This window comes from Streptomyces sp. PA03-1a, assembly GCF_033792805.1.
GTDB lineage: Bacteria > Actinomycetota > Actinomycetes > Streptomycetales > Streptomycetaceae > Actinacidiphila.
Map to the genome: position 1 here is coordinate 13,638 of NZ_JARAVO010000003.1, position 24,503 is coordinate 38,140.

18 protein-coding genes and 5 pseudogenes are annotated in these 24,503 nt (G+C 66.5%); 14 read left to right on the plus strand and 9 right to left on the minus strand.

Going from position 1 to position 24,503, the window contains the following annotated elements; all coding sequences use genetic code 11:
* The first annotated feature begins 105 nt into the window (after positions 1–105).
* On the plus strand, positions 106–687 hold the full coding sequence (locus tag PV341_RS01160; protein WP_500328712.1) for a TetR/AcrR family transcriptional regulator: 582 nt from the start codon (positions 106–108) through the stop codon (positions 685–687).
* 151 nt (positions 688–838) lie between these two features.
* On the opposite strand, the gene PV341_RS01165 is transcribed toward PV341_RS01160, so the two are convergent.
* Positions 839–1,474: a TetR/AcrR family transcriptional regulator gene (locus PV341_RS01165; protein WP_500356390.1), complete on the minus strand. Its 636-nt coding sequence runs from the start codon at positions 1,472–1,474 to the stop codon at positions 839–841.
* Positions 1,475–1,610: 136 nt separating this feature from the next.
* On the opposite strand from PV341_RS01165, the gene PV341_RS01170 reads away from it, so the two are divergent.
* The 8 genes and pseudogenes from PV341_RS01170 to PV341_RS01205 all read left to right on the plus strand — a co-directional run.
* Positions 1,611–2,756, plus strand: a complete 1,146-nt coding sequence (locus PV341_RS01170; RefSeq protein WP_500356392.1) for a VOC family protein — start codon at positions 1,611–1,613, stop codon at positions 2,754–2,756.
* Positions 2,753–3,691, plus strand: a complete 939-nt coding sequence (locus tag PV341_RS01175; RefSeq protein ID WP_500356394.1) for a fumarylacetoacetate hydrolase family protein — start codon at positions 2,753–2,755, stop codon at positions 3,689–3,691. The genes PV341_RS01170 and PV341_RS01175 overlap by 4 nt, the downstream gene beginning before the upstream one ends.
* Positions 3,688–5,310: a bifunctional 3-(3-hydroxy-phenyl)propionate/3-hydroxycinnamic acid hydroxylase MhpA gene (mhpA, locus tag PV341_RS01180; protein WP_500328716.1), complete on the plus strand. Its 1,623-nt coding sequence runs from the start codon at positions 3,688–3,690 to the stop codon at positions 5,308–5,310. Before PV341_RS01175 ends, mhpA begins: the two co-directional genes overlap by 4 nt.
* Positions 5,307–7,358: an acetoacetate--CoA ligase gene (locus PV341_RS01185; protein ID WP_500356396.1), complete on the plus strand. Its 2,052-nt coding sequence runs from the start codon at positions 5,307–5,309 to the stop codon at positions 7,356–7,358. The genes mhpA and PV341_RS01185 overlap by 4 nt, the downstream gene beginning before the upstream one ends.
* A 118-nt stretch (positions 7,359–7,476) precedes the next feature.
* Complete coding sequence (locus PV341_RS01190) at positions 7,477–7,830, plus strand: DoxX family protein (RefSeq protein ID WP_500356398.1); 354 nt, start codon at positions 7,477–7,479, stop codon at positions 7,828–7,830.
* Between the two features lie 126 nt (positions 7,831–7,956).
* A complete protein-coding gene (locus tag PV341_RS01195) occupies positions 7,957–8,478 on the plus strand; it encodes a hypothetical protein (RefSeq protein ID WP_500328719.1) in 522 nt (173 codons plus the stop codon).
* A gap of 195 nt (positions 8,479–8,673) precedes the next feature.
* On the plus strand, positions 8,674–9,273 hold the full coding sequence (locus tag PV341_RS01200; RefSeq protein WP_500328720.1) for a TetR/AcrR family transcriptional regulator: 600 nt from the start codon (positions 8,674–8,676) through the stop codon (positions 9,271–9,273).
* Positions 9,274–9,481: 208 nt separating this feature from the next.
* A pseudogene (locus tag PV341_RS01205) lies at positions 9,482–10,459 on the plus strand (IS701 family transposase); the annotation flags it as partial.
* 137 nt (positions 10,460–10,596) lie between these two features.
* Here the strand turns inward: PV341_RS01205 and PV341_RS01210 are convergent.
* The 4 genes and pseudogenes from PV341_RS01210 to PV341_RS01225 form a co-directional block, all read right to left on the minus strand.
* A complete protein-coding gene (locus PV341_RS01210) occupies positions 10,597–11,007 on the minus strand; it encodes a DUF5959 family protein (RefSeq protein WP_500356400.1) in 411 nt (136 codons plus the stop codon).
* Between the two features lie 440 nt (positions 11,008–11,447).
* Positions 11,448–12,044, minus strand: a pseudogene (locus PV341_RS01215) (IS256 family transposase); the annotation flags it as partial.
* 330 nt (positions 12,045–12,374) lie between these two features.
* Positions 12,375–12,571: pseudogene (locus tag PV341_RS01220) on the minus strand (transposase); the annotation flags it as partial.
* A 300-nt stretch (positions 12,572–12,871) separates the two neighbouring features.
* Positions 12,872–13,668, minus strand: a pseudogene (locus tag PV341_RS01225) (winged helix-turn-helix domain-containing protein); the annotation flags it as partial.
* A 178-nt stretch (positions 13,669–13,846) separates the two neighbouring features.
* On the opposite strand from PV341_RS01225, the gene PV341_RS01230 reads away from it, so the two are divergent.
* Positions 13,847–14,857: a helix-turn-helix domain-containing protein gene (locus tag PV341_RS01230; protein WP_500356402.1), complete on the plus strand. Its 1,011-nt coding sequence runs from the start codon at positions 13,847–13,849 to the stop codon at positions 14,855–14,857.
* A 147-nt stretch (positions 14,858–15,004) separates the two neighbouring features.
* The gene (locus PV341_RS01235) at positions 15,005–15,409 is read left to right on the plus strand and encodes a hypothetical protein (protein WP_500356404.1); all 405 of its coding nucleotides are present in this window, start codon (positions 15,005–15,007) and stop codon (positions 15,407–15,409) included.
* An 83-nt stretch (positions 15,410–15,492) separates the two neighbouring features.
* Here the strand turns inward: PV341_RS01235 and PV341_RS01240 are convergent, their stop codons facing one another.
* On the minus strand, positions 15,493–16,035 hold the full coding sequence (locus PV341_RS01240; RefSeq protein WP_500356406.1) for a hypothetical protein: 543 nt from the start codon (positions 16,033–16,035) through the stop codon (positions 15,493–15,495).
* A pseudogene (locus tag PV341_RS01245) lies at positions 15,936–17,139 on the minus strand (IS256 family transposase). Before PV341_RS01245 ends, PV341_RS01240 begins: the two are co-directional and overlap by 100 nt.
* A gap of 511 nt (positions 17,140–17,650) precedes the next feature.
* On the opposite strand from PV341_RS01245, the gene PV341_RS01250 reads away from it, so the two are divergent.
* Positions 17,651–18,049 (plus strand): nuclear transport factor 2 family protein, encoded by a 399-nt coding sequence (locus tag PV341_RS01250; RefSeq protein WP_500356407.1) that lies wholly within the window; start codon positions 17,651–17,653, stop codon positions 18,047–18,049.
* A gap of 936 nt (positions 18,050–18,985) precedes the next feature.
* Here PV341_RS01250 and PV341_RS01255 read toward each other — a convergent pair.
* The gene (locus tag PV341_RS01255; RefSeq protein ID WP_467714927.1) at positions 18,986–19,588 is read right to left on the minus strand and encodes a TetR/AcrR family transcriptional regulator; all 603 of its coding nucleotides are present in this window, start codon (positions 19,586–19,588) and stop codon (positions 18,986–18,988) included.
* A 394-nt stretch (positions 19,589–19,982) separates the two neighbouring features.
* On the opposite strand from PV341_RS01255, the gene PV341_RS01260 reads away from it, so the two are divergent.
* Positions 19,983–20,858, plus strand: coding sequence for a pyridoxamine 5'-phosphate oxidase family protein (locus tag PV341_RS01260; protein WP_500356408.1), 876 nt, complete (start codon positions 19,983–19,985; stop codon positions 20,856–20,858).
* 92 nt (positions 20,859–20,950) lie between these two features.
* On the opposite strand, the gene PV341_RS01265 is transcribed toward PV341_RS01260, so the two are convergent.
* Positions 20,951–23,176, minus strand: coding sequence for an ATP-binding SpoIIE family protein phosphatase (locus PV341_RS01265; RefSeq protein ID WP_500328728.1), 2,226 nt, complete (start codon positions 23,174–23,176; stop codon positions 20,951–20,953).
* Positions 23,177–23,527: 351 nt separating this feature from the next.
* Here PV341_RS01265 and PV341_RS01270 point away from each other — a divergent pair, with 351 nt between their 5' ends.
* Entirely contained in the window at positions 23,528–24,394 is an 867-nt protein-coding gene (locus PV341_RS01270; protein WP_500328729.1) for an alpha/beta fold hydrolase, read from the plus strand.
* Positions 24,395–24,503: the final 109 nt, after the last annotated feature.

A 24,503-nucleotide genomic window follows, 5' to 3' on the forward strand; every position in this document is an offset into this window, starting at 1 on the left:
GGAACTGCTTCCAGTGTTACCATACGACGTATGGAAACCCCAAAGAAGGCTCCCCGGGGCACGAGGAAGAGGGACGTACCACTCACCCAGGACGGCATCTACGCCATGGCGCTGCGCCTCATCGATGCCGACGGTGTTGAGGCGCTGACCATGCGCAAGCTCGCGGCCGCGCTGGATGCGAACCCCATGTCGCTGTATCACCACGTGCCGAACAAGGACGCCGTACTGCGCGGCGTCGCCGAGCGCGTCGGCTCACATTTCCGCACACCGGAGCAGGAGGACGCTCCCTGGCAGGCGCGCCTGCGTCAACTGGCCCTTGACTTCCGTTCCCTGGCGCACCGTCACCCCAAACTGATGCAGTACTCCTTCGCGCGCACCGACTACATCCAGCCCGAGGACCCCTTCTGGCGTGGACTTACGGACACGCTGGCCGCCGCCAGGCTGCCGGCCCCCGAGATCCCGCGCGTCGCTGCAACCCTGTGCGCTGTCTTCACGGGTCTGCTCGTCAGCGAACTGACCGGAGCGCTCCAGCGGTGGACCACCCTCCCGCCGGCACCGGTCGGCCCCGACGGGGAAGAGGCGCCCGCCCCCTCGTCAGACGAGATCGACACGATGTTCAGCCGTGCGCTGGACGCCGCGATCGCAGGTGTGCAAAGCCACCCCGCACGGGCCTGCGAGGGAGCGTGACGGGAAGGCGCGGACGCCGCTGACCGACAGCGTGCAAGGAACACCACGCTTGCCGCGGAGCGGGCGCCTCCCGCAGGGGCCCTCGTCGTATCGCCGACGCGGGGGTCGGAGCCCCCGGCAGAAGATCGCGGTGCCGGTCGGCCGACGCGGGTCAGGCGAGGCTGGGAAGGGTGCGCCGGGTGATGTCGTGGGCCTCGTCGGCGGGGACGCCCAGCATGCGCAGGACCATCTCGGCCAGGTTCGAGGCGGCCTCGTCACCGTCGACGTCAGGCCGGGCCAGCCTCAGCGCCACCAGGGACAGCAGGGTTCCGCCCACTGCCGACAACGCCATGGTCGGCTCGGCGCAGGTGAAACGGCCCGAGGCGATGCCGTGCTGGATGTCGCGCAGCGCTCGCGGGGCGAGGCCGCGCTCGGAGTGGATGTGGGCGAGCCCGTGGTCGCGCAGGATCCGCATGAGTTCCGGGTGGGAGTCCACCATCCGTCCCGTGAGCCGGAACCCCGCCGCGACGAGTTCGGCCGGGTCGTCGATCCCCTGGACGCGCTCGTCGATGACCTGCCCGAACTCCTCCAGGGCGTCCGAGACGGCGGCGTCGAACAGATCGGTCTTGGACTCGAAGTGGTTGTAGAAGGAGCCGAAACCGACGTCCGCGCGATCGGCGATCGTCTGGATGCTGGCGCTGGTCTCGCCGGTCTCCGCCAGCAGCTGGCGGGCCGCGCGGACCAGGGCGTGGCGGGTCTCGGCGCGGCGTCGCTCGAAGCGGTTCCCGGGCGGGGCTGACGTCGGCATACGGAGAGTGTAACAACCGTGGCGATGAGTCCTACATGTCTGATGTTTTCATCAGTTACTTGGTGCCCCCCTATTGACGATGAAGTTTTCAAAGTTGATGATTTCCTCATTACAGCTGTGTTGCTTGGAGGGCACCATGTCCGAAACTCCCGTTAACAAGGCCGACCCGCCGACGGCCCACCAGGACCTTCACAGCGAGCAGGGCGCCCTGCGCGGCGAGCACCCCGGGCGCGCCCGCAATCCGGTGATCAAGGTGGCGGACCTGGCGTGGCTGGAGTTCGAGAAGCCGGACCTGGACCGGGCCGAGGTGTTCGCACGTGACTTCGGGTTCGCGATCGCCGCCCGCACCGAGCGGGAACTGTGGCTGCGCGGCACCTTCGCCGGCTCACCCTGTATGGTCATCCGCCGTGGACGCGCCTCCCGCTTCATCGGGCCGGCATTCCGCGCGGCCGAGCAAGCCGATGTGAACCGGCTGGCGCGCGCCACCGGCAGCACCGTCACGGACGCCGACGTACCGGGCGGCGGACAGTCGGTCTCCTTGCTCGACCCCTCGGGCATGCCGGTTCGGGTCGTCCACTGCGCCGAGCCGTTGCCCGCGCTGCCCGAGCAGCGCCCGCTGACCTTGAACTTCGGCACCGATCACCGCCGCACGAACGCCACCCAGCGTCCGCCCCGCGAGCCGTCCCGTATCCAGCGTCTGGGCCATGTGGTCCTGGAGACGCCAGTCTTCGCCCGGACCCTGGACTGGTACCTGGACACCCTCGGGCTGATCGTGTCCGACTTCCTGTTCCTCGACGGGCAGCGCGACCGTGGGCCGACCATGGCCTTCATCCGCTGCGACCAGGGCAGTACGGCCGTGGACCACCACACCCTGGCCATGCACCTGGGACCCGGAGCCGGCTACGTCCACTCCGCCTACCAGGTCACCGACCTCGACGCGATCGCCGCCGGCGGAGAATACCTGGCCGAGCGCGGCTACCGGCGCAGCTGGGGGATCGGCCGCCACATCCAGGGCAGCCAGCTGTTCGACTACTGGCGCGACCCCGACCGCTTCATGCTGGAGCACTTCGCCGACGGCGACCTGTTCTCCTGCGACCTCGAGCCCGGGTGGGCGCCGATGTCCGCCGGCGGGCTGGCCCAGTGGGGCCCGTCGGCCACCCGTGACTTCCTGGGCACGAGCCCGTCCCCCGCCAAGCTCCGCGAGGTCCTCAAGGCCCTGCGCGGCGACAACGAACTCGACCCCGCACGCCTGCTGGGCCTGATGAAAGCGATGAGCTCATGAGCACCAACGTCATGCGCACCGCCGACGGCTGGTGGGCGGTGCGCAACGAGCGCGCCGTCCCGATCGACACCAAGGCGGCCACCACCGCCGAGCTGCTCGCCGACCGCGACGCAGTCCGCGAGGCCGCCGCCTCCACCGAAAGCGGCACGTTCGTCGCCGACCTGGTGGCCCTGGCGCCGGTCACCACCCCCTGCCGGGTGGTCGCACAGATGGTCAACTACCGCAGTCACGCACGCGATTCGGGCTTCACCGGAGACATCCCGCCCACCTTCTTCCGCAAGGCATCCGGCTCGGTCAGCGGTCCGCACGAGGCGATCGTCCGCCCCGCGCACGTGAAGTTCCTCGACTACGAGGTGGAACTCGGCCTCGTCCTGGGCGCCCCCCTGCCCGTGGGCACCGTCGTCGAGGAGCGAGACCTGCCACGCTACGTCGCCGGACTCGTCCTGGCCAACGACGTCAGCGCCCGAGACGTCCAGCTGACCAAAACCCAGTTCTACGAGAGCAAGTCCTACCCCACCTTCACACCCACCGGACCGCACCTGGCCCTGCTGGAGCCCGAGGACTTCGCCCACCTGCTCGACCTGCGACTGCGACTGTCCGTCAACAGCGAACCGCGCCAGGACCACACGCTGGCCGACATGATCGTGCGACCCGCGCAGGCGCTGACCCTGCTCGCCCGCTTCCAGACCCTCGATCCGGGCGACCTGCTGCTGACCGGCACGCCCGGCGGCACCGCCTTGAAGGCACCGCCCAAGGCGGTCGAGAAGATCGGCGCGCTGCTGCCGCCCGCACGGAAATGGAAGGCATTCTTCAACAGCCAGGCCAAAAATCCCCGCTACCTGCGGCACGGCGACCTGATCACCGCCACGATCGCCACCCCCGACGGGCGGATCGACCTCGGCGAGCAGCACACCCCCGTGACGGACGCCGAGTGAGCGCCACCGCATCCCGGAGACCAGTGGTGATCATCGGTGCCGGGCCCGTGGGCGTCACGGCCGCCCTCCTCCTCGCCAAGCGCGGCGTGCGCAGCCTCGTCCTGGAACGCCACCAGGGCATCTACCCCCTGCCACGCGCCGTCGTCGTGGACGACGAGGTCCGCAGGATCCTGCAGAGTCTCGGCATCCACGAGGAGTTCGCCGCCATCTCCCGCCCCGGGCGGGGGCTGCGGCTGCTGGATGCCCGGCACCGCCTGATCGCCGAACTCCCGCGGTCCCCGCACGGACACCACGGCTTCCCGCAGACCACCATGTTCGATCAGCCCGAGCTGGAACGCCTGCTGCGCGACGCCCTGGCCCGCCATCCCGAGTGCGAACTGCGGACCGGGACGGAAGTCACTTCTGTCACCCAGGACACCAGCGGACCCCACGGCCCCATGGGCCCGGTCCAGGTCACCTTCCGCCGCGACGGCAGCGACGAGGAGGAGCACCTGTGGGCCGATGCCGTCCTCGGCTGCGACGGCGCGAGCAGTCTCACCCGCCATGCCATCGACGCCGCCTGGGACGACCTGCACTTCCAGGAACGCTGGAGTGTCATCGACGTGCGCACCAGCCGCCAGGTGCGCACCTGGGAGGGCGCCGAGCAGATCTGCTGCCCCACCCAGCCGGCCACCTTCATGCGCGTCGGCGAGGACCGCTACCGCTGGGAGTTCCGGCTCCCCGAAGACGAGCACCTGGACGGCCCGGACGGAAACCAACGTCTGCGCAAGCTGGTCGCCCCCTGGGTGGACCTGCCCTCCGATGCCCCGTGGGACAGCGACTTCGAAGTGATACGCCAGGCGCAGTACACCTTCCGCGCCCGCCTGGCCGACCGGTGGCGCCAAGGACGCATCTTCCTGCTGGGCGACGCCGCCCACCTCACCCCGCCCTTCATCGGGCAGGGCCTGTGCGCGGGCCTGCGCGACGCCCACAACCTCACCTGGAAACTCGCCCGCGTCCTCCAGAACGAAGCCCCCGAAGCACTGCTGGACACCTACGAGCACGAACGCAAACCGCACGCCCGCCGCATGATCCGCCTCGCCGTCACCGTCGGCTGGGCCATGACCGGCGGCCAGGACCACGCCGCGGCGATCCGCCGGACCCTGGTGGGCGCAGCCTGCCGCATCCCCGGCGTGACCCAGACCATCAGCCGCGACCTGAGCCCCGCCCTGAAAGCCGGCCCCCTGGTACGGCGCCGCTGCCAGCTGGCCGGCCGCGTACTTGCCGGAACCCACAGCCCGCAACCCTGGGTGCTGCACGACGGCAAACGCGGGCGCCTCGACGATCTCCTGGGCACCTCTTTCGCCCTCCTGACCACTGTGCCGCCCACCCCCCAGATGACGGCCGTGACCACCGCACTGGGCGCACACACCCTCCACGCCGGCGCCCTGGGCGACGACGGCACCCTGGCCTCCTGGCTGGCAAGCGGCCGGGCAGATGCCGTCCTGCTGCGCCCGGACCGCATCGTGATGGACACCGTCCCCGCCGGTACCGGGAACTTCACCGGCACCGCCGCCTGGGCACCGCTGCTGCGCACAGCCCCGCCTGCCGTCCCCCTGCCAAGGAGCGCCACCCCATGACCACCCCGCACTCCGCGCCGTGTCCGGAACCGTTCTTCACCCCCGACCCGCAGGCGGCCGTCCGCAGCCGCATCGCGGACTTCGCCCGGCAAGCCGTCCGGCACCCAGGCGCCGAAGGCCTCCAGGACCCCGCCGACTACCAGGCTCTGTACCGGTGGTCCATCACCGACCTGGAAGGGTTCTGGGCCGCGGTGTGGCAGTACTTCGCCATCGACGCGACAACACAGTACGAGCAGGTGCTGGCCGCGGAAACCATGCCCGGAGCCCGCTGGTTCCCCGGCGCCACCCTCAACTACGCCCACCACGCGTTGCGCAACCTGCAGCCGGACGCTCCCGCGATCATCGCGCTGGACGAGACCGGAGCCGGCTACGAGATCACCGGCCGGCAGTTGCGCGCCCAGGTCGCCTCCGTCGCCGCCACGTTGCGCGACCTGGGCGTCGGGCAGGGCGACCGGGTGGTGGGCTATCTGCCCAACACCCCCCATGCGATCATCGCCTTCCTCGCCACCGCCAGCTTGGGCGCGGTGTGGTCGGTGTGCGGCCAGGACTACGCTCCCCAGGCCGCGGCCGACCGCTTCGCCCAGCTCGAACCGACGGTGCTCATCACGGCGGACGGCTACCTCTTCAACGGCACCACGCATGACCGCCGCGACGCCTCCCTCGAACTCGCCCGCGCTCTGCCCTCCGTGAAGGGCACGGTGCTCATAACCCACGTGGGCCTGGCATGGCCCGAGGACAGGCACCCAGGACAGACGGTTCCCTGGCAGGACGCCACCGGCCGCACCGAGGAACTCGCGTGCGCCCCGCTGCCCTTCGACCACCCCCTGTGGGTCGTCTTCTCCTCCGGCACCACCGGCCGGCCCAAAGGCATCGTCCACGGGCACGGCGGGGTCCTGCTCGAACACCTCAAGACCCTCGCCCTCCACACCGACCTCGACCGCGGCGACCGCCTGCTGTGGTACACCACCACCCACTGGATGATGTGGAACCTGGTCGTCTCCACCCTGCTGACCGGTGCCGCCACCTGCACCTACGACGGCAGCCCCGCCCCGCAAGCGCGCCCGGACATCCTGTGGGAGCTGGCGGCCCGCCACCAGGTCACCGTCTTCGGCACCAGCCCCCAGTACCTGCTGGCCATGGCCAAGCTCGGCATCGAACCCTCCAAGCACGACCTGGCCGCCATCCGCGTCATCGGCTGCACCGGCTCCACCCTGCCCGCCTCCGCCTACCCCTGGGTCCGCGACCACGTGGGGCCCGGCGTCCAGATGGCCTCCACCAGCGGCGGCACCGACGTCGTCTCCGGCTTCGCCGGAAGCGCTCCCACCAGTCCCGTCTGGGCAGGGGAGCTGTCCGCCCCCAACCTCGGCGTGGCACTGGCCGCCTACAACGCCGAAGGCACTCCGGTCCGCGACCAGGTCGGCGAACTGGTCATCACCCGGCCCATGCCGTCCATGCCGCTGCACTTCTGGAACGACCCCGACGGCAGCCGCTACCACGATGCCTACTTCGCCACCTACCCGGGCGTGTGGCGGCACGGCGACTGGATCACCCACACCTCCCACGGCTCGGTGATCGTCCACGGCCGCTCCGACGCCACCCTCAACCGCAACGGCGTACGCCTGGGCAGCGCTGACATCCACGACATCGTCGAACGCCTCCCTGAGATCACCGAGGCCCTCGTCATCGGCGCCGAGGAACCCGACGGCGGCTACTGGATGCCCCTGTTCGTCGTCCCCGCACCCGGCGTCACCCTGGACGACACCCTGCGCGACAAGATCCGCGACGCCATCCGCGCCGGCGCCTCACCACGCCACGTCCCCGACGAAATCCTCGCCGTACCGGCCATCCCGCACACCAAGACCGGCAAGAAACTCGAGGTTCCCGTCAAACGCATCCTCCAAGGCGCGCCGGTCGAGCAGGTGCTCAACCCCGCCGCCATCGACAACCCCGACCTTGCAGCCTACTTCGCCCGCGTGGGTGACGAACGTCGTCGGCAACGCGGCCTCACCGCAACCGCAGACCACCACAGCAGCAGGAGCAGCCGATGACGTCCTCAACATGCCCCGCTGGCGGCCAGCCGGGCCGCTCCACCCGGCCGCAGCAGCGCGCTTCCCCCGGTGAACACGGCCCACCATCCAGCCGCCCCCACACCGGTAAGGCCCTCGCATGAACCTCCCCACCGTCCTGCTCTGCCTCATCGCATTGATCTTCGCCCTGCTGGGCATGGCCAAGATGCTGGCCCTGGGCCCCATGCCCAAGATGGCCGCGCACGCCGGCTTCAGCACCACGGGCTACCGCGTCATCGGATCCCTGGAACTGGCAGGTGCCGTCGGCGTGACCCTCGGCCCCGTCGTGCCGCTGTTCGGAACCCTGGCCGCCACCGGATTGCTGCTGCTCCTCGCCGGTGCCGTGGCAACCCATGTCCGCAATGGCGACAGGCTGCCCAGCCTCATCCCCGCAATACTTGGCGCGGCACTGATCGCCGGGTACCTCGTGCTCCTCGCCGGGACCACGTGGTGAACCGGCCCGGGCGCCTGCCTCACGCACTCCGTGGTCCAGGACGCCCTCAGCCACTTACGACACCACGCTCTGACAATCAGTAACCGTAAGAAGGAAGGCGGAACACAACCGCCTTGGTGTACCGACATGCAAACTGGAAACATCGCCACCTGGGTCGGCATCGTAATCACCTTGTTGATCTCTCTGGCGACACGCCGCGACGCAAATCGCCAGGCGCAAATCGCCGAAGAAGCCAACATCGCCAGTCAGGCACAGGTTGAGGCCGCCGAGCGCAGAGCCATCGCCGTCGAAGACAACCTGGCCCAAGCCCTGAAGCTGCTCGCGCAGTCGCAGAACGCCACGACGCCCCTGCAATCGCTCGCTACACCTGACCCGGCGGGCCGACCCGCGGTGGGGTGGGACCTTCAGCGCCGCGGAACACACGCCTACCTGCTGCGGAACTGGGGCGCGTCGACCGCTACCGGGGTACATCTGGAGCGCAAACGAACGACAGCCATCGTGCGCAACCTGCCCGAGAATGCGACCGTGCGGCCCGGCGAGTCGCTGCAGTTCCTGATGGTTCCCACCTTCGGACACCCACTCCCGGGAGAGGTCTGGGTGAAATGGGACGGCCAGGCGGAACCCATGGCCGTCCCGCTGCCCCGCTGAGACCGCCTGCCCAGCGGCGCGTGGCCGTTTGCCGGCAGCGCTGGTAGGCCTGGGGCAGGGAGCGAGGGTGTATACCCGGTGCACCCGGGCGCCCCCCAAGTGATCGGCTGCACCATGAAAAGCGACGTCATTGCATCCCCCATTGTCGGGTTGATGCGAAGCCGCTTCGCAGGGGACGAGAGAGGGAGCACGGAAGTGACCACGGACTCGAGCGCACCGGCGCGTCGTATTCGGCTGACGCCCGAACGGGAGCAGGAGCTATACGACGCGGTGATCGACTTGCTGCGCGAGGTGGGATACGACGCGCTGACGATGGACACGGTCGCCGTCCGCACCCGCTCCAGCAAAGCAACCCTCTACCGTCAATGGAGGAGCAAGCCACAACTGGTTGCGACGGCGCTCCGGCGCGGTAAGACAGTCCACGTCGAGAACGTCGACACCGGTTCGCTCCGCAGCGACTTGCACGAGCTCGCCGATCGCATCGGCGACGGCTCGGCCGTGGATATCCCACTGATCCGGGGTTTGGCCCACGCCTTCGCCATTAATCCCGACCTCGCTGAGGCGATGCGCCAGCACCTGATCGAGCCCAAGCTCACCGCGGTGCGGCAACTGATGGGGCGAGCCGCCAACCGCGAGGAGATAGAAGCCGACGTGCCTGCAGCCGACTTCATGCCGCACATGATGCTCGGCGCCGTGATCACCCGACGTCTGCTGGAGGACGTAGAGGTCGATGCCGCCTTCATGCACCGCTACATCGACGCGGTGGTGCTGTCGGCGCTCGGCATCAGTCGCTAGCTACTTGCCCCTGACGAAGTCTGGCCTTCCTCCAGGCACCCGTTCGGGCCTTTGGCTTCGGCGATGCCCAAACGTTGAGGCAGTGGTAGCGGCCGTCGGTAGGCGAACTCCTCGCGGCTGGGTTCGCGCTGACCAAGTGCCGTGGAGTCCTTTAAGTACTGCAACGGTCTTTGTCGTGACGGGTGGGCAGCCGACTCGTTGAGTGGGCATGGAGTGGGATGTGCTGCTGGCTGATGCGAGCCGGTGGTCGTTGGGCCTGGCGGAGTTGCACGAGCGGTTTGTGTACCGGTTCGCCAGGTCGGAGCCGCGTGAGTCTGCGCTGGCCTATTTGCAGGGGCTGATAGCCCCGCTGGAGCGGAAGAACGGCTGGACACTGGCCGAGCAGGCCGGTCACACGGCGCCAGACCGCATCCACCGGCTGCTGAACCGGATCGAGTGGGACGCCGACGAGGTCCTCGATGACGTGCGGGACTACGTCGTGGAGCATCTCGGTGACCCGGACGCGGTGCTGATCGTGGACGACACCGGGTTCCTGAAGAAGGGGGTGCGGTCGGCGGGAGTGCAGCGGCAGTACTCCGGCACCGCTGGACGCACGGAGAACTGCCAGGTCGGGGTCTTCCTCGGCTATGCCACCGACCGCGGCCGCACCCTGATCGACCGCAGGCTGTATCTGCCGACGTCGTGGACCGATGACCGTGAACGGTGCCGCCGGGCAGGCATCACCGATGAGGTGGCCTTCGAGACGAAGGTGGCAACGGCCAGGGCCATGGTCCGCCGGGCTATCGCCGACAAGGTCCCGTTCCGGTGGGTGACCGCGGATGCCGCCTACGGCTTCAGCAAGAGCTGGCGCACGGAGCTGGAGCAGGCGGATGTCTTCCACGTCATGGCCACCACCCGCCATGACACCGTCGTCAGCCGCTGGGCCATGGACCACCCCGTCCACGACCTGTTCAACGGTCTGCCCAGGCAGAAGTGGAAACGCCGCTCGTGCGGCGCCGGCGCCCACGGTCCGCGTGTTTTCGACTGGGCCCGCGTGGAGGTCCGTCCCTGGCATCGCGAGGACCGCCGGCATTGGGTGATCGCACGCCGCAGCGTGAGCCGACCGCAGGGGATCTCGTACCACATCGCCTACTGCCCGGCCGGCACCACGCTCGACGAGCTCATCGACGTTGCCGGGGCCTGGTGGGAGCAATAGTCAAGACCTGTGGATCAGGTAGATCAGGCTGCGTGAGCCTCGGGCGTTCGACGAGCTGGCCAAGGCGGCTCGGCACCCGGATTGCACCGGACACTGCCCTCGGTGGCACGCACCAGTCTTGCTTGTCTTCAGGACTCGCCCCAGGCGCCACGTAGATGCTGAAGGCGTGCTTCGTGCTCATCAATCCACTCAGGCGTTGGTTCGAGTCCCAGGGCTACCGTCAGCCTGTCGGGATCGTGGACCGAGATGGAGAGCCAGCCGCTTTCGTGTGGGTGAAAGTACAGTTCCAGCCCTCGGCGTCCGCTCGGCCAGCCAGCGCCTTCACCAGCACTGAGGCGCCTGAGTGCTTCCTCCCACTCTTCAAGGTGATCAAGCCAGATGTTGGTCTTCAAGCGGGCGTTCATGAAATCCGTAGTTATCAGGCACTCGGCTCGAACCAAGGCACGTCGGGCTTTGTGGCGCTCAACCGCGCGCAGGACGAGGGAGACGCCTCGTCCGTCAGACAGATGTATCAAGTCAACAGGGACCCACTCGTTCATCCCGCTCCCCTTTGCCGGTCGTGTATCGAGAGTTTGCGTGCACGATACGGGCGGAGTCCGACAAGGATGATGTGGGCTTGTGGCGGCGCAGTTGTCAATACCTGGGGATCAGGCGGGCGTCATTGCTGTTCCGGTGTGCTCCGAAGAGCGGCGTCCAGCTGGTGGCGTAGGCGCCTGATCTCATCGATGAGCCGAGGGACGCTCTCCCGGGCCGCGGCGATGAACCGACCATTGTCGTCCCAGCGTTCGTCGGCCATGTCGACGTAGCGAGGTTGCTGAACGAGGGTTGCCGCCACGATCTCCTGGCAATCAAAGCCCGGCCACCGTTCGCTGGCCCCGGTGTCGGACACGGTACTCACAGCGACAAGGTTCATGGCGTGGTCATCGTCCAGGAAGCGGACGAACCAAGGGCCCGGAGTCGCCGCCTGTACCAGCTCCTCGCGTTCGACCAGAAGTCCGCGTTCGAAGCGCGCTCCGGCGCGAACCAGGGGCACAAGGTGGGCGCCGTTGACGGTGCGCCAGCGTGCCTGGGCGGACTCGACCAGCTTGAACACCATGGCCAGGCCGGCCGCGCGGGAGCCGGCGCCGCGGGTGACCTTGGTCCGCAGGCGGACGGTGGAGAAGGTCGACTCGATCGGGTTCGTGGTTCGCAGGTGGATCCAGTGCTCGGCGGGGAAGTCGTAGAACGCGAGCAGCTCGTCCTGGTCGTCGACCACCTTCGCGACGGCTTTGGGGAACTTCGCCTTGTAGAGCTTGGCGAACGCCTTGACGGCCTTCTCGGCGCTCGCGCGGTCCTCGGCGTTGTAGACGTCCTGCAGGGCCTTCTTCGCGGCGGGTTGCGCGGACTTCGGCAGCGCGTCCATGACATTCGCGGTCTTGTGCACCCAGCACCTCTGCTCGCGGGTCTCGGGGAACACCTCGCGCAGGGCCTTCCAGAAGCCGAGCGCGCCGTCGCCGACCGCGAGCACGGGAGCGCGCATGCCCCGGCGGGCGCAGTCGCGCAGCAGGTCCGCCCAGGCGCCGGCCGACTCCCGGTAGCGTCGAGAGCCCTCGCCCTATGTGATCTGAGCCACAAGGGGCCGGTCGGGGTTTGGGGTGTGTGGCGGATTCGCGCCAGGTGGAGGGTGAACGTCCGGCCGTGTTGCGTGAGTTGGTGCTGGTCACGGGGCGTGATCGAATGCGAGTCTAAGGGCGCAGGTGTGGCGAGAAGTGACACGTGTGGCGACTGAGCGGTTGCTTAGCGTGAAGTTTTGAGGGAGTGGGCTCCTCGTATGCGGGGCCTCGTCCGATGACTAAGGTTTTCAGGTCGGGGTCGGTGGGGTGATGGTCAGGCCGGTTCCGGCGAGACAGCCGTTGATGAGGCCGGGTCAGAGCTGGATGTGTCGCAGGCCGTGCCGGAGGGTCTGGGCGAGGTGGTCGGGATCGGTGAACGCGGCATTGGCCATCGGTCCGCGTCGTAGGAGAGACCAGATGCCTTCCACCGGGTTGAGGTCGGGCGCATACTGGGCAGCTGGAAGACGGTGAGCCAGTCGTGGTCGGACGCGTACTGCTTCATCCCGGCGGCCAGCTAGGACGACATCCTCGGCCAGAGCCGAATCATGCTGCGTGTTGAGTGCGGGCTGGGACAGGCTGACGGCGGTCACAGGGCTCCTTGAAACGGGGCTGGTGGCCGACGCCGGTCCGGTGGGCGGTCAGGACTGTGATGGTGCTTGATGCAGCAAAGCCCCTATCGGGACACGCTCACCGGGCCGGCGGCAGCAGGCACCGCTGGGACCGGACGCCGACAGATCCTAAACAGGGCACTTGCGGCCAGTTGTCCCACGGGTCAGGCTTCCGGTTCCAGCGGCACGGCTCAAGTTTCACAGTTGTCCCACACGAGCACGACCGGGCCACCGAGTTGGAGGTGGGCCCGGACGGCCAAGTCCCGGTAATCGGTCCACGCGAAGCTTTTGCGTGCCCCTTTGAAGGGCAGGTGGAATCGGGGGCGGTGGATCAGGCGCGGTCTCTCGCCCGGTTTGTAGCACCACAGCGCGGCGACCGAGATCCGCCGCCGGGAGCGTCCGCGGACCCTCACCACGGGCGTGTGGCCGCGCCGGCCCCAGGTGCGTGCGCGTGGCGGCGTCATCGCGAACCCGGCTTCGTCCTCAAAGGCGATCCAGGCCCCGAGCGCCGCCGCGGTGCTTCCACAGGGGCCAGACCTCCTTCTTCCACAGCTCCACGGCGCCCTTCGTCCCGTTGCAGCGCCCTCCGGGCCGGGCTCTGCCATGACCAGCCGTGCCGTTGCAGCAGCCGCCACACCCCGGCCACCGACAGGGAGATCCGGAACCTGCGGTCGATCACCGTCTGGACCCCGGCCAGGATCCACCGCTGGTCTTCCCAGCCGTGCGCGGCCGGCCCCCTGCCCAGCTCCTCCTCCAGGACGGTGAACTGCTGGGCGGACAGCTTCGGTGCCTTCGCCGGGCCGGCCGACCGCAGACCCTCGATGCCGCCCGCACGCCAGGTCCGACGCGACCGCTCCGCCGGCCGCTCGCTGACCCGTAACTCCTTCGCGATCGCGGCGGTCTTCTCACCGCGGGCGAATCGCCCTGCGGCCTCAAGCCGGACCTGTTCACGAAACGCCCGCCGCTCAGCGGTTGGGCCCCCACCCTGTGCATACCGCATGGCAACGGCATACCGCAGGGATCATCACCCGTCACTACCCGACGCCCACACGAAAACCTCAGTAACGGAAGACATGCTTAAAGTTTAGCAAAGCCATTAAGAATGGATCATTTGCCGCAGTACGGTAGGTATCTGCCGTCCAATGCAGGCTCCGCGACCGGTTCAGGAGGAAGCCCGCATGGCAGATCAACTTGACGTAGCGTCGCTGGCTCCCGGCGATCGAGCGAATGCGATCCGTGAACTCTCGGGGTCCGTCGTCAACGGCCGCGCAGAGGTGGACCTTCCGTCGGACCCGAATCGCCAGCGGGCTTACGCGACCACCAGCGCATTGGGGTCGGTGAAAGTCTCGGAGATCGGCTGGAACGTGACCCGCATCCGGCGCACTGATGCCCCGGTGGACGGGGACATGGTGCCGCAGATTCTCGTCTCCATCCGGGAAGCGGGGGTTTCCCAGTTCCACCAGGCGGGCAGACACGGACTGATAAAGGCCGGGGATCTCATGGTGCTCGACAATGCGAAGCCCTACGAGGTTTTGTTCCACGGCCCAGTACGTGGAGTTCTAGTGAGCGTTCCCACGCACATCCTGGGGCTGCGGCCGTCCCTGCTCGATCAGATCACGGCTGGTCGACTCAGTTCGGAGCAACCGGCCGTGGGCGCCACAGCAGCGTTCTTCACCCGACTGGCTCGTCATCGGGGCGCTGCCGGTAAATCCGATACCGCCCTGTTCACGGAGCCCAGTGTCGACCTGATCAGGGCCGTGGTCACCATGGTCCTGCACGGGGACGACCTGGCCAGAACGCTCCTGAACAGCACACTTCTTGAGCGTGTTCAGGAATACGTGCGCCTCCATTTGGCAGACCCCGATCTGACTGCCGAGCGTATCGCAGCCGAGCACGACGTTTCCGTACGCTGGCTCTACCTGACCCTGTCCCGAGCGGGAATCACCCTTGGTGAATGGATCAGGACGCAGCGCCTCGAGGAATGCAGGAGGGAACTGGCGTCGCCAGTGCATCAGTTCATCACGATCGAGGCCATCGCCCACCGGTGGGGGTTCGCCAGCGCACCCCACTTCAGTCGCGTCTTCAAGACGGCGTACGGCGTGAGCCCCCGCGACTTTCGGTTGGGTCAGAGTGGGCTTTCACCGGAGACAAAACATCCCAGGCAGAGCACTTTGGACGGACCACCCTGACCGTTCCGGGCCCACCTGGAAGGCGACACCGGAGCCGCCTCGCGCCCCGCTCGGAACGTTCGACTGTGAGCGGGGCAGACGACAGGGCCCCCGCCGGCCGACCACATGAGATCCGCCCCCGATGAACGCGACAGCATCCAGACCGCGATGGACCGCATCCTGGGCGGCCGACCGGAACACTCCAACGGGGCGCTGACCATCGTCGCGCTCGCGGCGGAGACACAGGTGCCCCGCAACGCGCTCACCCAGCGCCATCCGGATCGGAAGAACGCCTTCTACGACCAGGTCCGCGCCCGCGACCAGACGCCGGACAGCGAGAAGCGGCTGCGCCAGCAGGTCCGCAAGCTCAAAGAGTTGTGGGCCGCCGAAGCCGCGGAAATTGCCCAGCTGAAGACCGACGTCGAGGCGCTGGTCGGCGCCCTGCACCAGTCGATGACGGAGAACCGTCTGCTGCGCCAGCAGCTCGCCGACCGCACCGGCGTCCTCCGCACGCTGCCCACGCAATCCCGCATCGGAGACACCACACACCCGCTGCCGTCCGACCTCATGTGATCGTCTACTTCCGCAATCTCACCCGGGGCCGCCTTCACCTACCTCACCGCGTGGATGGTCCGCCCCCCCTTGCCCGGGGCAGGTCACCAGCCGGTGATGCGGGGCCAGCGCGCATGGATCACCGGGGCGGGCTCCGTGCCCTTGCTGCTGTCGACGACGTGGTAGCCGTGGTGCTGGGCGGCGGTGGCGCAGGCGTGGTTGGGCAGGATGCGCAGCCGGGTGCCGACCGGCAGGTCGGGCAGGTCGGTGCCGTCGCGGGCGGTGAGGGTGCCATGTTCCTGGCTCGCGGCCGTCATGACCAGGTTCGGGATGAGGTGGCCGGCCATGTCGGTGACCAGACCGTAGCCCTGGTCCTGGGCCTGGGCGGCGGTGCCGCGGTCGCGGGACATGGCCATCGTCTGGTCCGGATCGCTGAGCACGCCGCTGACCAGGTCGACCTCGTCCGCATCGGCGACGTGCTGCAGCTCGTCGAGGTAGGCCACGAAACGGAAGTGTTCGTCCGGATTCTGCAGGATGTCGCGGACGGTCATGCGGCTTGTTCCTCTCGCTCGACCAGGACTCCGCTCTCGAACCGTGCGCCGGCGCGGACCAGGGGCACCAGGTGGGCGCCGCTGATCGCGCGCCATCTCGCCTGGCTGGACTCGGCCAGCTTGAACACCATCGCGAGCGCGGCCGCCGGGCTGCCCGCGCCTCGGGTGACCTTGGTTCGGAGCTTGACAGTGGAGAAAGTCGACTCAATCGGGTTCGTGGTCCGTAGGTGGATCCAGTGCTCGGCCGGGAAGTCGTAGAAGGCCAGGAGCTCGTCCCGGTTCTCGGTGATCTTCGCGACGGCCTTCGGGAGCTTGGCACCGTAGGTCTTCGCGAACGCCTCGATCGCCTTCTCGGCGTGGCCGAGGTCCTCCGCGTTGTAGATCTCCTGCATCGCCTTCGTCGACCCGGGCTGTGCTGACTTGGGCAGGCAGTTGGTGACATTGCGCGTTTTGTGAACCCGGCACCTCTGCGGCCGGGCGGTCGGGAAGACCTCGGCGAGCGCCCGCCAAATGCCCATCGCGCCGTCGCCGACCACCAGCTCGGGGTCGCGCATGCCCCTGCGGCGGCAGTCGCGCAGCAGGTCGGCCCACGACTCGGTGGACTCCCGCAGGCCCTCGGCCAGGGCGATCAGCTCCTTCGTGCCATCGAGACGGACGCCGATCAGGACCAGGACGCACGAGTGGGCCTGGCCGAGGCGAACGAACGGGTCCCGGTCCTGGAAGGCGGCGTGGTCGTCGCTCCACTGCTTGGTCAGCCGGGTGACGGTGGCCAGGGACAGGCCGGCGGTACCGCCGAGGAACTGCTCCAGCGCGGGGACAAAATCCCCGGAGGACAGTCCGTGCAGGTAGAGCAGTGGCAGCACCTCGGAGACCTTCGGCGGCTTGCGGCACCACGGCGCGAGGATCTTCGAGGAGAACCGCTTGCGCTCGCCCGTCGCGTCGTCGACGCGGCGGTCGTTCCCCCGCGGGGCCTGACCTCGACGGGACCTGCGGCGGTGACCACGGTTCGGGGCCGGTGGTGGCCGTTCGGACCACCAGGCGGTGCCCGCGCTCGTCAGTCTCGGCAACCAACTCGGCTATGTACTGGTTGACCTCTGCCTCCAGCGCGGCAGCCAGCATCCGGCGAGCGCCCTCGCGCACGATCTCATCGATCAGGGAACCGGACTGGGTAGAGCCGTCTTCGGTGACTACGCTGAGCACGTGCCTTGCCGACCCGCGCTGCAACGCGGGCCTACTCGGAGACCTTACGGATCATTCGGGAAGGTACGCCCTCTGCATGCCCCCCCGGAACCGAAACGATCCACAAGTTCTGAGCATTGCTCGCGACATCCCACCGAGATCATCAATAGTCCGCCCGGATTCGGCTCGGCAGGTTGTGACGAACGTCGCTTCCAGTGCCATGCGTGCGCCTGCTAGATGACCCGCCCCCGAGTGGGAGTGCCCCCTTGCGCTGGGACGGCCGCGAACTGGCCCTGGTACTTGCCGATCGCCTTGCGGGAGGGGTGCGGGTGAGAACGGCGTCGACAGTTTTTGACTCTACGGTCCACATCTGCTCTACTGCATGTGCGAAGTGCACGGGTTTCCCCCGAAAGCTATCGAGATTTCTTGTTTCGCACACAAAAAGCCAGGCCCGCAGTGACCCGGTCATTCGTGCATCAACCTCTCGTCCTGAACTGAGACTGCATGTCTCCTGCTCTGGAAGGTATTGATCATGACAACACGTGAGATTGTGGAGAAGTTCTTCGGGCTGCTGGCCACCGGGGACCCGGATGCAGTCACTGAGGTATTCGCGGAAGAAATCGACTGGTACGTTCCCGGATCTTCTTCGCTGCCCTGGACGGGGCATCGTCACAGGGGAAGCGACGTGGCGGACTATATGCGAACCCTCGTGGCAAACATCGTTCCTGAGAGGAACGTCGACCAGGTGGAAGCACTTCTCGTCGACGGCGACCATGCGGTCATGCTGGGCCGGTTCACGCGCGTCGCCAAGAGCACGGGGCGCATCTACGAGATGCCCATAGCCATGCACTTTCAGGTAGCCGGTGACAAGATCGTCAAGATGTATCTTTACGAGGACACGCTTAAGGTGTCCGAGGCCTACGCGAACTGACGAGGTCGAAGGGGAGTTGTCCACACCTGCTTTTCACCGCGCGCCCAGGGGGCGTAAAATGGGGGGAATTCCACGCAATGGAACGCACCCACACCGGCCTCATCCCCTCCGACAAGACTGGCTGGACGACTCCGGCCGATATAAGTGACCGTTGAGGACCGGCACGCCCCTTATGTCGCTAGATTGTCCGTCCATGGACGGTATGGCGAATCTGGGTATGCGCCGCCTACCTGTCCGCATGGCCCGAGTCCGGATTCGGCAGCACCTGCGGAAGATTGGTCTTTAGCCCAAGAGCACTGGGGCGCGGCGCCAAAGCGTGACCCACAAGGCCGCCCGACGCCTCTCGGAAAACCGAGGCGGTCGCATACGTCGACAGTGGCACTCCACCGAGTTCCCGCCGAAGACAGCTGCATCATGGCCTCTTGGAATCGGACCTCCCGGTCCAGCCGACGATCGTTCGGGAGTACTTGTCCACGGCGAACGCGATGTGGATGGTTCAGCGACGCACCGCTCGCTCGGACGGGACACGGCGTCGAGGCAGTTCAGGGTCCTCTTATGGCCGTCGTTGTGGATAGTGGTGCGCATGCACCAACCGCGGCGAGTGGCGTCCAGACCGAGGTCGCGCATCAGCCGCGCGACCGGTGGCGGGCTACCGGTATGCCGGCACGTTCAGATGCCGCCAGACCTTGCGGACCCGGTAGACGCTGAAGTTGCCGGCGTGCATGCGGCTGATCTGCGCTATGAGTTCGACGTCCAGGACCGACCGACTGTTTGCAGAAAGCGGACCTTGTCAGGGCGGGGTCCTGATCATGTGCGGCCCCACAGGTGTGCGCAGGGGGATGGGCGGTCGGTCCCCAGCGATGCTCTTTCAGGGCGAGGGCACGGGGTGCGTTCGTGTCCGGAGACCCAGTCTGGTAGCAGGGCTCAGGGACGACCTCATCCGGTCTCCTGGCGTCCGCCCGGCAGCTGGTTCAGCGCGGCTCGGCCGATCTGCAGAAGCGCCGAGGCGTCCATGTTGGTCTTCGCGAGAAATTCAATGCCCTGCAGGGCTGCCAGGAGTAGCCGGCCCAGCTCTTGCGGGTCAGCGCTCGCGTCGACCGCCCCTTCTTTTTGTGCCTCCTTCACGCAGGCGACCAGGAGGTCTTCAACGCGCTGGTACGTTGCCCGGGCCAGGGCGGCGACGTCGGATTCTTGCCCATGAAGCTCAGAGGTGCTGTTGACCATGAAACAGCCTCGGCGTTGCGCATCGGCTGCGTAGCCGTTGGCCACGCCTTCGAAGAGTCGAGTGAGGCATTCCATGGCAGTGCCAGGACCGGTGAGTGTCTGCTCAACGTCACGCAGTTGCTCGCTGCAGTAAGTGTTCAACAGGTTCAGGAAGAGCTGACGTTTGTCCCCGAACGCTCCGTACAGGCTGCCCTTGCCCAGGCCTGTGGCGGCAACCAAGTCCTCGAGCGTTGTGGCAGCGTAACCGCGGTTCCAAAATTGCTCACGTGCCGAATCCAGGACCTGGGTCTCATCGAAGCTTCTAGGGCGTGCCATATCGCCACCCTATCAGTTCTTGACTCTTTGTTCCATATCTTCACTTTGAGTGGCTGTCTCGTCGCATGCTGCCTCCGTCCAAGTCTCTCGCGGAGACCTTGCGGGTCGCGACGCGTCGCCGTGATTGGGATCGACTTCTGACGGATGTCAGCCTTGCACCCGCGGCGCTCTGCACCCCCCCAGGCCCACACCCCGCGTGGGAGTGCCCGCAACGGCTCCACGTGCCACAGCTTTATAGGCCGTCTTCTATCGCGGGCTGTTTGCCGTTGCCATATCCTGAAACGGGGGCAGAATTTCTGCCCGCACAGTTCCGCGACGGGTTTGTAAACCATCGACGCCAGGTGCGCTTATGACTGGTCATCAGCAAGATCCAGCGTCTTACCATGCAGGCGAGTTGGCCGCTCAGACCCGGGCCGGGGTCCGTCTGGAGGCCAACCGTATCCGGCCGATGATCGGGCGCGCTCTTCCCTTGGGAGCATCGGATTTTCTGGCGCGTCAAAGGATGCTCATCATTGGTGGATCGGATCAGTCGGGACGGGTGTGGGCTTCCGCCCTCTACGGTGAGCCAGGATTCATCCGTGTTCGGGATCCAAATACACTCGAAATAGCTGCCGTACCCGTGGATGTTGATCCGCTTGCCGAAGCACTTCGCACTGGCACTCGACTGGGGACACTGTCCATCGATTTCGCCAGACGGCGCAGGCTGCGTGTCAACGGCCGTGTGACACCACTTCCCGACGGCCTGCTGCTTTCTGTCGACCAGGCATACGGCAACTGCCCCCAGTACATTCAAAGCCGGACGGCGGAGTCCGCGCCAAGGGCCGGCGATCGACTCGCGTCGAGAAGTACCGACCTCGGCGGTCCGCAACAGAAGATGATTGCTATAGCCGACACGTTCTTCGTCGCGTCACTCTCGACCGATGGCGATGCCGATGTGTCTCATCGAGGAGGGAACCCAGGATTCGTCCGGGTGGTCACATCGAACCACCTCATCTGGCCCGACTATCACGGCAACAACATGCTGATGACTCTCGGCAACATCGTGGAGAACCCGGCCGCCGGACTCTTGTTCGTCGATTGGCAGTCCGCCACATCGCTCCAACTGACAGGCGCAGCGCGAATAAACTGGGATCCCCAGGACGACGAGGCGTTCCCTGAAGCAAATAGAGTTGTGGAGTTCGAAAGCAACCAGGTAGTTCAGATAGAGCATCATTCCGACGGTCTGACATGGTCTGTGCCTGGCTTCTCGCGTTTCAATCCTCCGGTTTGACGGTGTGCGTGTGCATGGGAGCGCTAGATTCTGGCCGCGCCCGCAATATCTCTCGTTCCACCCGCTTAGGCGTCTTTCTGTAGGCGTTGAGACTACTTGGTGCCGGTGAATGAAAGATCAATCCAAACCGTCTTTCCTCGGCCGTGGGGGGATGTTCCCCAGTCGGAGGAGAGATTTTCTACTATGCCGAGTCCCCGGCCGTGTTCCGCGACAGAGTTCTCTTCCTCGCTCTCGATGAATGATGTGGGAACAGGGGGCCTTGCGTTCGTGTCTTGAACTTCTATGTGAATCCGATCTGGGTATCCTCGCAATCGCAGTTCCACGTCACTGTCCGCATGAATCAGGCCGTTTGTTATGACTTCAGAGACGATCACTTCGGCGTCGCCGACGATGTCGGATCGATCTCGGTCGAGGAGATAGTTCCTTACGAATTTCCGGGCTGACTTGACGCTCCGGATGTCACGCTTTCGGATCGACATGCGGGCCACCCTGCTGAATTCTCCGTGAGTGTCTCCCCCCTCATACAGTGCCAGCAGGAGAGCGAGGTCATCAATATTCCGTCTGCCGTTCGTGACATGTGAGACCATGAGGTCTGTCAACGCGTGCAGTGAGTGATGATCAGCGGTTCCGGCGGCCTCAAGGAGAGTGCGGGCGTCGGAGACGGGATCTACGTCGAAGAGAATGCCGTCCGTGTACAGCATCAAAAGGGTGCCCGGACGTATAGTGACCTCGGTGCTGCTGTAGGCGTAACCGGACGTTACGGCGAGCGGGATGTTGGCACGTGTTGGGGGGACCACGACTCCTGCATCGGGACACCGGAGGACCGGAGGGGGATGGCCGGCGAGTGCGATCTCGCAGACGTCGCTTCCGGGGTCGACGCGCACAAAGCAGCACGTGGCGTACAGATCCGTATCCAGTTCGGCCAGCAGGTCACTGGCGCGCGCCAGTACGTCAGTGGGCCGGTGCCCTTCGGCAGCGTAGGCACGGCAACCGCTACGCAACTGTCCCATGATTGCGGCGCTGTTGACGTTGTGTCCTTCTACGTCCCCGACGATCAGGCCGACCTGGCTCCCGGGCAGGGGGACCACGTCGTACCAGTCACCGCCCAGGCCGGTGCCGGCCGACTCAGCGGGTAGGTAGCGCGCGGCTAGCGTGACCTCCGGAAAATCTGGGAGGGTGCGCGGCAGGAGTTTCTGCTGAAGGACATCTGCAAGGGCGTGCTTACGTTCGTGAAGGTGGGCCCGTTCGACAGCCGTGGCGAGCTGTGCCGCCATCATCATGAGGACGGCCTGCTCCTCTGCTTTGATGCGGCGTGGAGTCCCGAAGGCGAGGAGAAGGAACCCTTTCAGACCGCCACTGGCGTTGAAGGGCACAATGGCGGCCGCTGCCGAATCGCTCATGAGAGCGCAGGAGTATTGCGCGAGTGTTTTAGTATCAGGAATAAAGATGGGTGCCCTCGTCCGCAGAGTGTCGGAGCCCGTGAAAGCATCTTCGATGCTGGAGCCATGTATCTCGCGTGCCGCGGCCGCGGCCTCATGGCGACCGACGATTCGGACCCTCCCCTCCTGAACTATCGCCACCAGAAATGCGTGGGCGCGGAACGGAACCATGATGCGGTCGCGGGTTGCTCGCATCACATCGTCCAGCTGGAATGCTTCGTTGAAGGCGGCTGAAAGTTTGTGTACTTGGTACATCATCGAGAGCGCAGAAGACCCGGGCGCGTCATTGAGTCCCCAGGGATTCTCGGTGGCGTCGTGACGCGGCGGTGGGTTGGAGAGCACCGGAATGATGATGGGAGTTTGCATGAACGATGCGCCCAGGTCTGCAGGCTGGCAGTCGACCAGCTCTGAACTCAGCCGTCGGCCTAGTTCTTCCATCCGCTCGAGCACCCACAGTCGATCGCTGGGAAAGGCTGGCGCCCACTGGCCGGTGAGTACTCCGTACGTCTCCCCGGCATCTGTCAGTGGTACAGAGACGACATAATGCGGGTAAGGCATGAGAGGCGGAGAGTCCCTGTCACTGTATTCGGAAGAGCAGGGATCGGGGCGAGACACGACACGTGCCGTGCGATACGCGACGGCAGGTGAGCTGTCACTGTCGTAGGAAACCCACTCGGGCACGGTGAAGACGCTGGGCGGTGCTCCTCCCACCACTGCCGAGAAAAGCTGGGAGCGTTTTGACTGCGCGAGGTAGACGACCCCATGGAAAGCGCCGAGTTCATTCACCAGGAACTGGAAGGCCTCAACCAGTAGCAGGCTCCTGCCGGTGGGGCCTCCGGATGCCGCCGCATTGGGGCGGCTGTCACCGAACCGCTGCATGCTGCCAGATTTCCACACTTGGTGAGACGCTGCGTCCGCTGCGGGTGATCTCGTGTCGCGGATCGGCCAGGCCGAAGACGAAGGCGCCGTCCGCGCCACCGCGGACGCGATGCCCTCGGCGGCCTGACCTGGGCACTTCACCACCGCGCGGCGATGGGGGCTGCCCTCCTTCCCAGTGGCCCGTCCTCAAAGTCGGGTCTAGCGTTTGAAGGGAACACAACCTGGAGCGTTGTTCCCGCTCCGTCCACCGTCAAAGGGGACGAAGCCTGCGGTTTCTTCGACGTTGTGTTGTCACGTCGAACTGCCGCTTGACTCCCTTCACAGACTCGGGTGCTTCCTCGGAGGGCCAGAATGCTCCCTACCCACCACCGCACCGCAACAGTCGACGGCCAGCAGGTCTTCTATCGCGAGGCGGGTCCCGCCGATGCGCCGGTCGTCTTGCTCCTGCATGGCTTTCCGAGCAGCTCCCACATGTTCCGTCATCTCATCCCTGCGCTTGCCGACAACTACCATGTGATAGCCCCGGATCACATCGGCTACGGCCAGTCCTCCATGCCAAAGGTCGACGATTTCGAGTACACCTTCGACAACCTCGCGACGGTCACCGGCGGACTGCTCGATAGTCTGGGAATCAGCCGTTTCTCGATTTACGTCCACGACTATGGCGCTCCCATCGGGTGGCGGCTGGCGCTCAATCCCGCGTACGACGTCACCGCGATCATCTCGCAGAGCGGCAACGCCTACATGGAAGGGTTCGCCAAGCCCTTCTGGGACGACCTGTTCGCGTACGCCACGGCCCCCGGAGCAGACACCGAGCCTGGCGCACGAGCCAAGTTCAGTGCCGAGACGACCCGTTGGCAGTACGAGAACGGCGCTTCGGACAAGAGCCTCGTCAGCCCGGACAACTGGTTGCACGACCAGACTCTGCTGGACCGGCCCGGCAACGACGAGGTCCAGCTTGCGCTCTTCCGGAACTACCCGACCAACATCGACGGCTACCCCCAGCTGCAGGAATACTTCCGCACGAGCCAGGTGCCGCTGCTTGCGGTCTGGGGCGAAAGAGACGAGATCTTCGGGCCGGACGGTGCACGGGCGTTCACCCGCGATCTGCCGGACGCCGAAGTCCACCTGCTGCCGGCCGGGCACTTCGCTCTGGAGACGCACCTGGACACCATCAGCGGCTACATCCACGGATTCCTCGGCCGCGTCCTCAGCTGAGGTGCAAGCCGGATCAGGTCCCCGCGTGGGAGGGCCGTGCGGTGGTCGCGACCTTGATCGCAGTCAACGTCGGAACCTCAGGACGTCCCCTGGCACGGCAAGACCGTCT

Bases quoted from the DNA above. Each gene is read 5' to 3' on its own strand.
- PV341_RS01160 (WP_500328712.1), top strand. From the start codon at position 106: ATGGCGCTGCGCCTCATCGATGCCGACGGTGTTGAGGCGCTGACCATG.
- PV341_RS01165 (WP_500356390.1), bottom strand. From the start codon at position 1,474: ATGCCGACGTCAGCCCCGCCCGGGAACCGCTTCGAGCGACGCCGCGCC.
- PV341_RS01170 (WP_500356392.1), top strand. From the start codon at position 1,611: ATGTCCGAAACTCCCGTTAACAAGGCCGACCCGCCGACGGCCCACCAG.
- PV341_RS01175 (WP_500356394.1), top strand. From the start codon at position 2,753: ATGAGCACCAACGTCATGCGCACCGCCGACGGCTGGTGGGCGGTGCGC.
- PV341_RS01185 (WP_500356396.1), top strand. From the start codon at position 5,307: ATGACCACCCCGCACTCCGCGCCGTGTCCGGAACCGTTCTTCACCCCC.
- PV341_RS01190 (WP_500356398.1), top strand. From the start codon at position 7,477: ATGAACCTCCCCACCGTCCTGCTCTGCCTCATCGCATTGATCTTCGCC.
- PV341_RS01195 (WP_500328719.1), top strand. From the start codon at position 7,957: ATGCAAACTGGAAACATCGCCACCTGGGTCGGCATCGTAATCACCTTG.
- PV341_RS01210 (WP_500356400.1), bottom strand. From the start codon at position 11,007: ATGAACGAGTGGGTCCCTGTTGACTTGATACATCTGTCTGACGGACGA.
- PV341_RS01230 (WP_500356402.1), top strand. From the start codon at position 13,847: ATGGCAGATCAACTTGACGTAGCGTCGCTGGCTCCCGGCGATCGAGCG.
- PV341_RS01235 (WP_500356404.1), top strand. From the start codon at position 15,005: ATGGACCGCATCCTGGGCGGCCGACCGGAACACTCCAACGGGGCGCTG.
- PV341_RS01240 (WP_500356406.1), bottom strand. From the start codon at position 16,035: ATGGCGCGCGATCAGCGGCGCCCACCTGGTGCCCCTGGTCCGCGCCGG.
- PV341_RS01250 (WP_500356407.1), top strand. From the start codon at position 17,651: ATGACAACACGTGAGATTGTGGAGAAGTTCTTCGGGCTGCTGGCCACC.
- PV341_RS01255 (WP_467714927.1), bottom strand. From the start codon at position 19,588: ATGGCACGCCCTAGAAGCTTCGATGAGACCCAGGTCCTGGATTCGGCA.
- PV341_RS01265 (WP_500328728.1), bottom strand. From the start codon at position 23,176: ATGCAGCGGTTCGGTGACAGCCGCCCCAATGCGGCGGCATCCGGAGGC.
- PV341_RS01270 (WP_500328729.1), top strand. From the start codon at position 23,528: ATGCTCCCTACCCACCACCGCACCGCAACAGTCGACGGCCAGCAGGTC.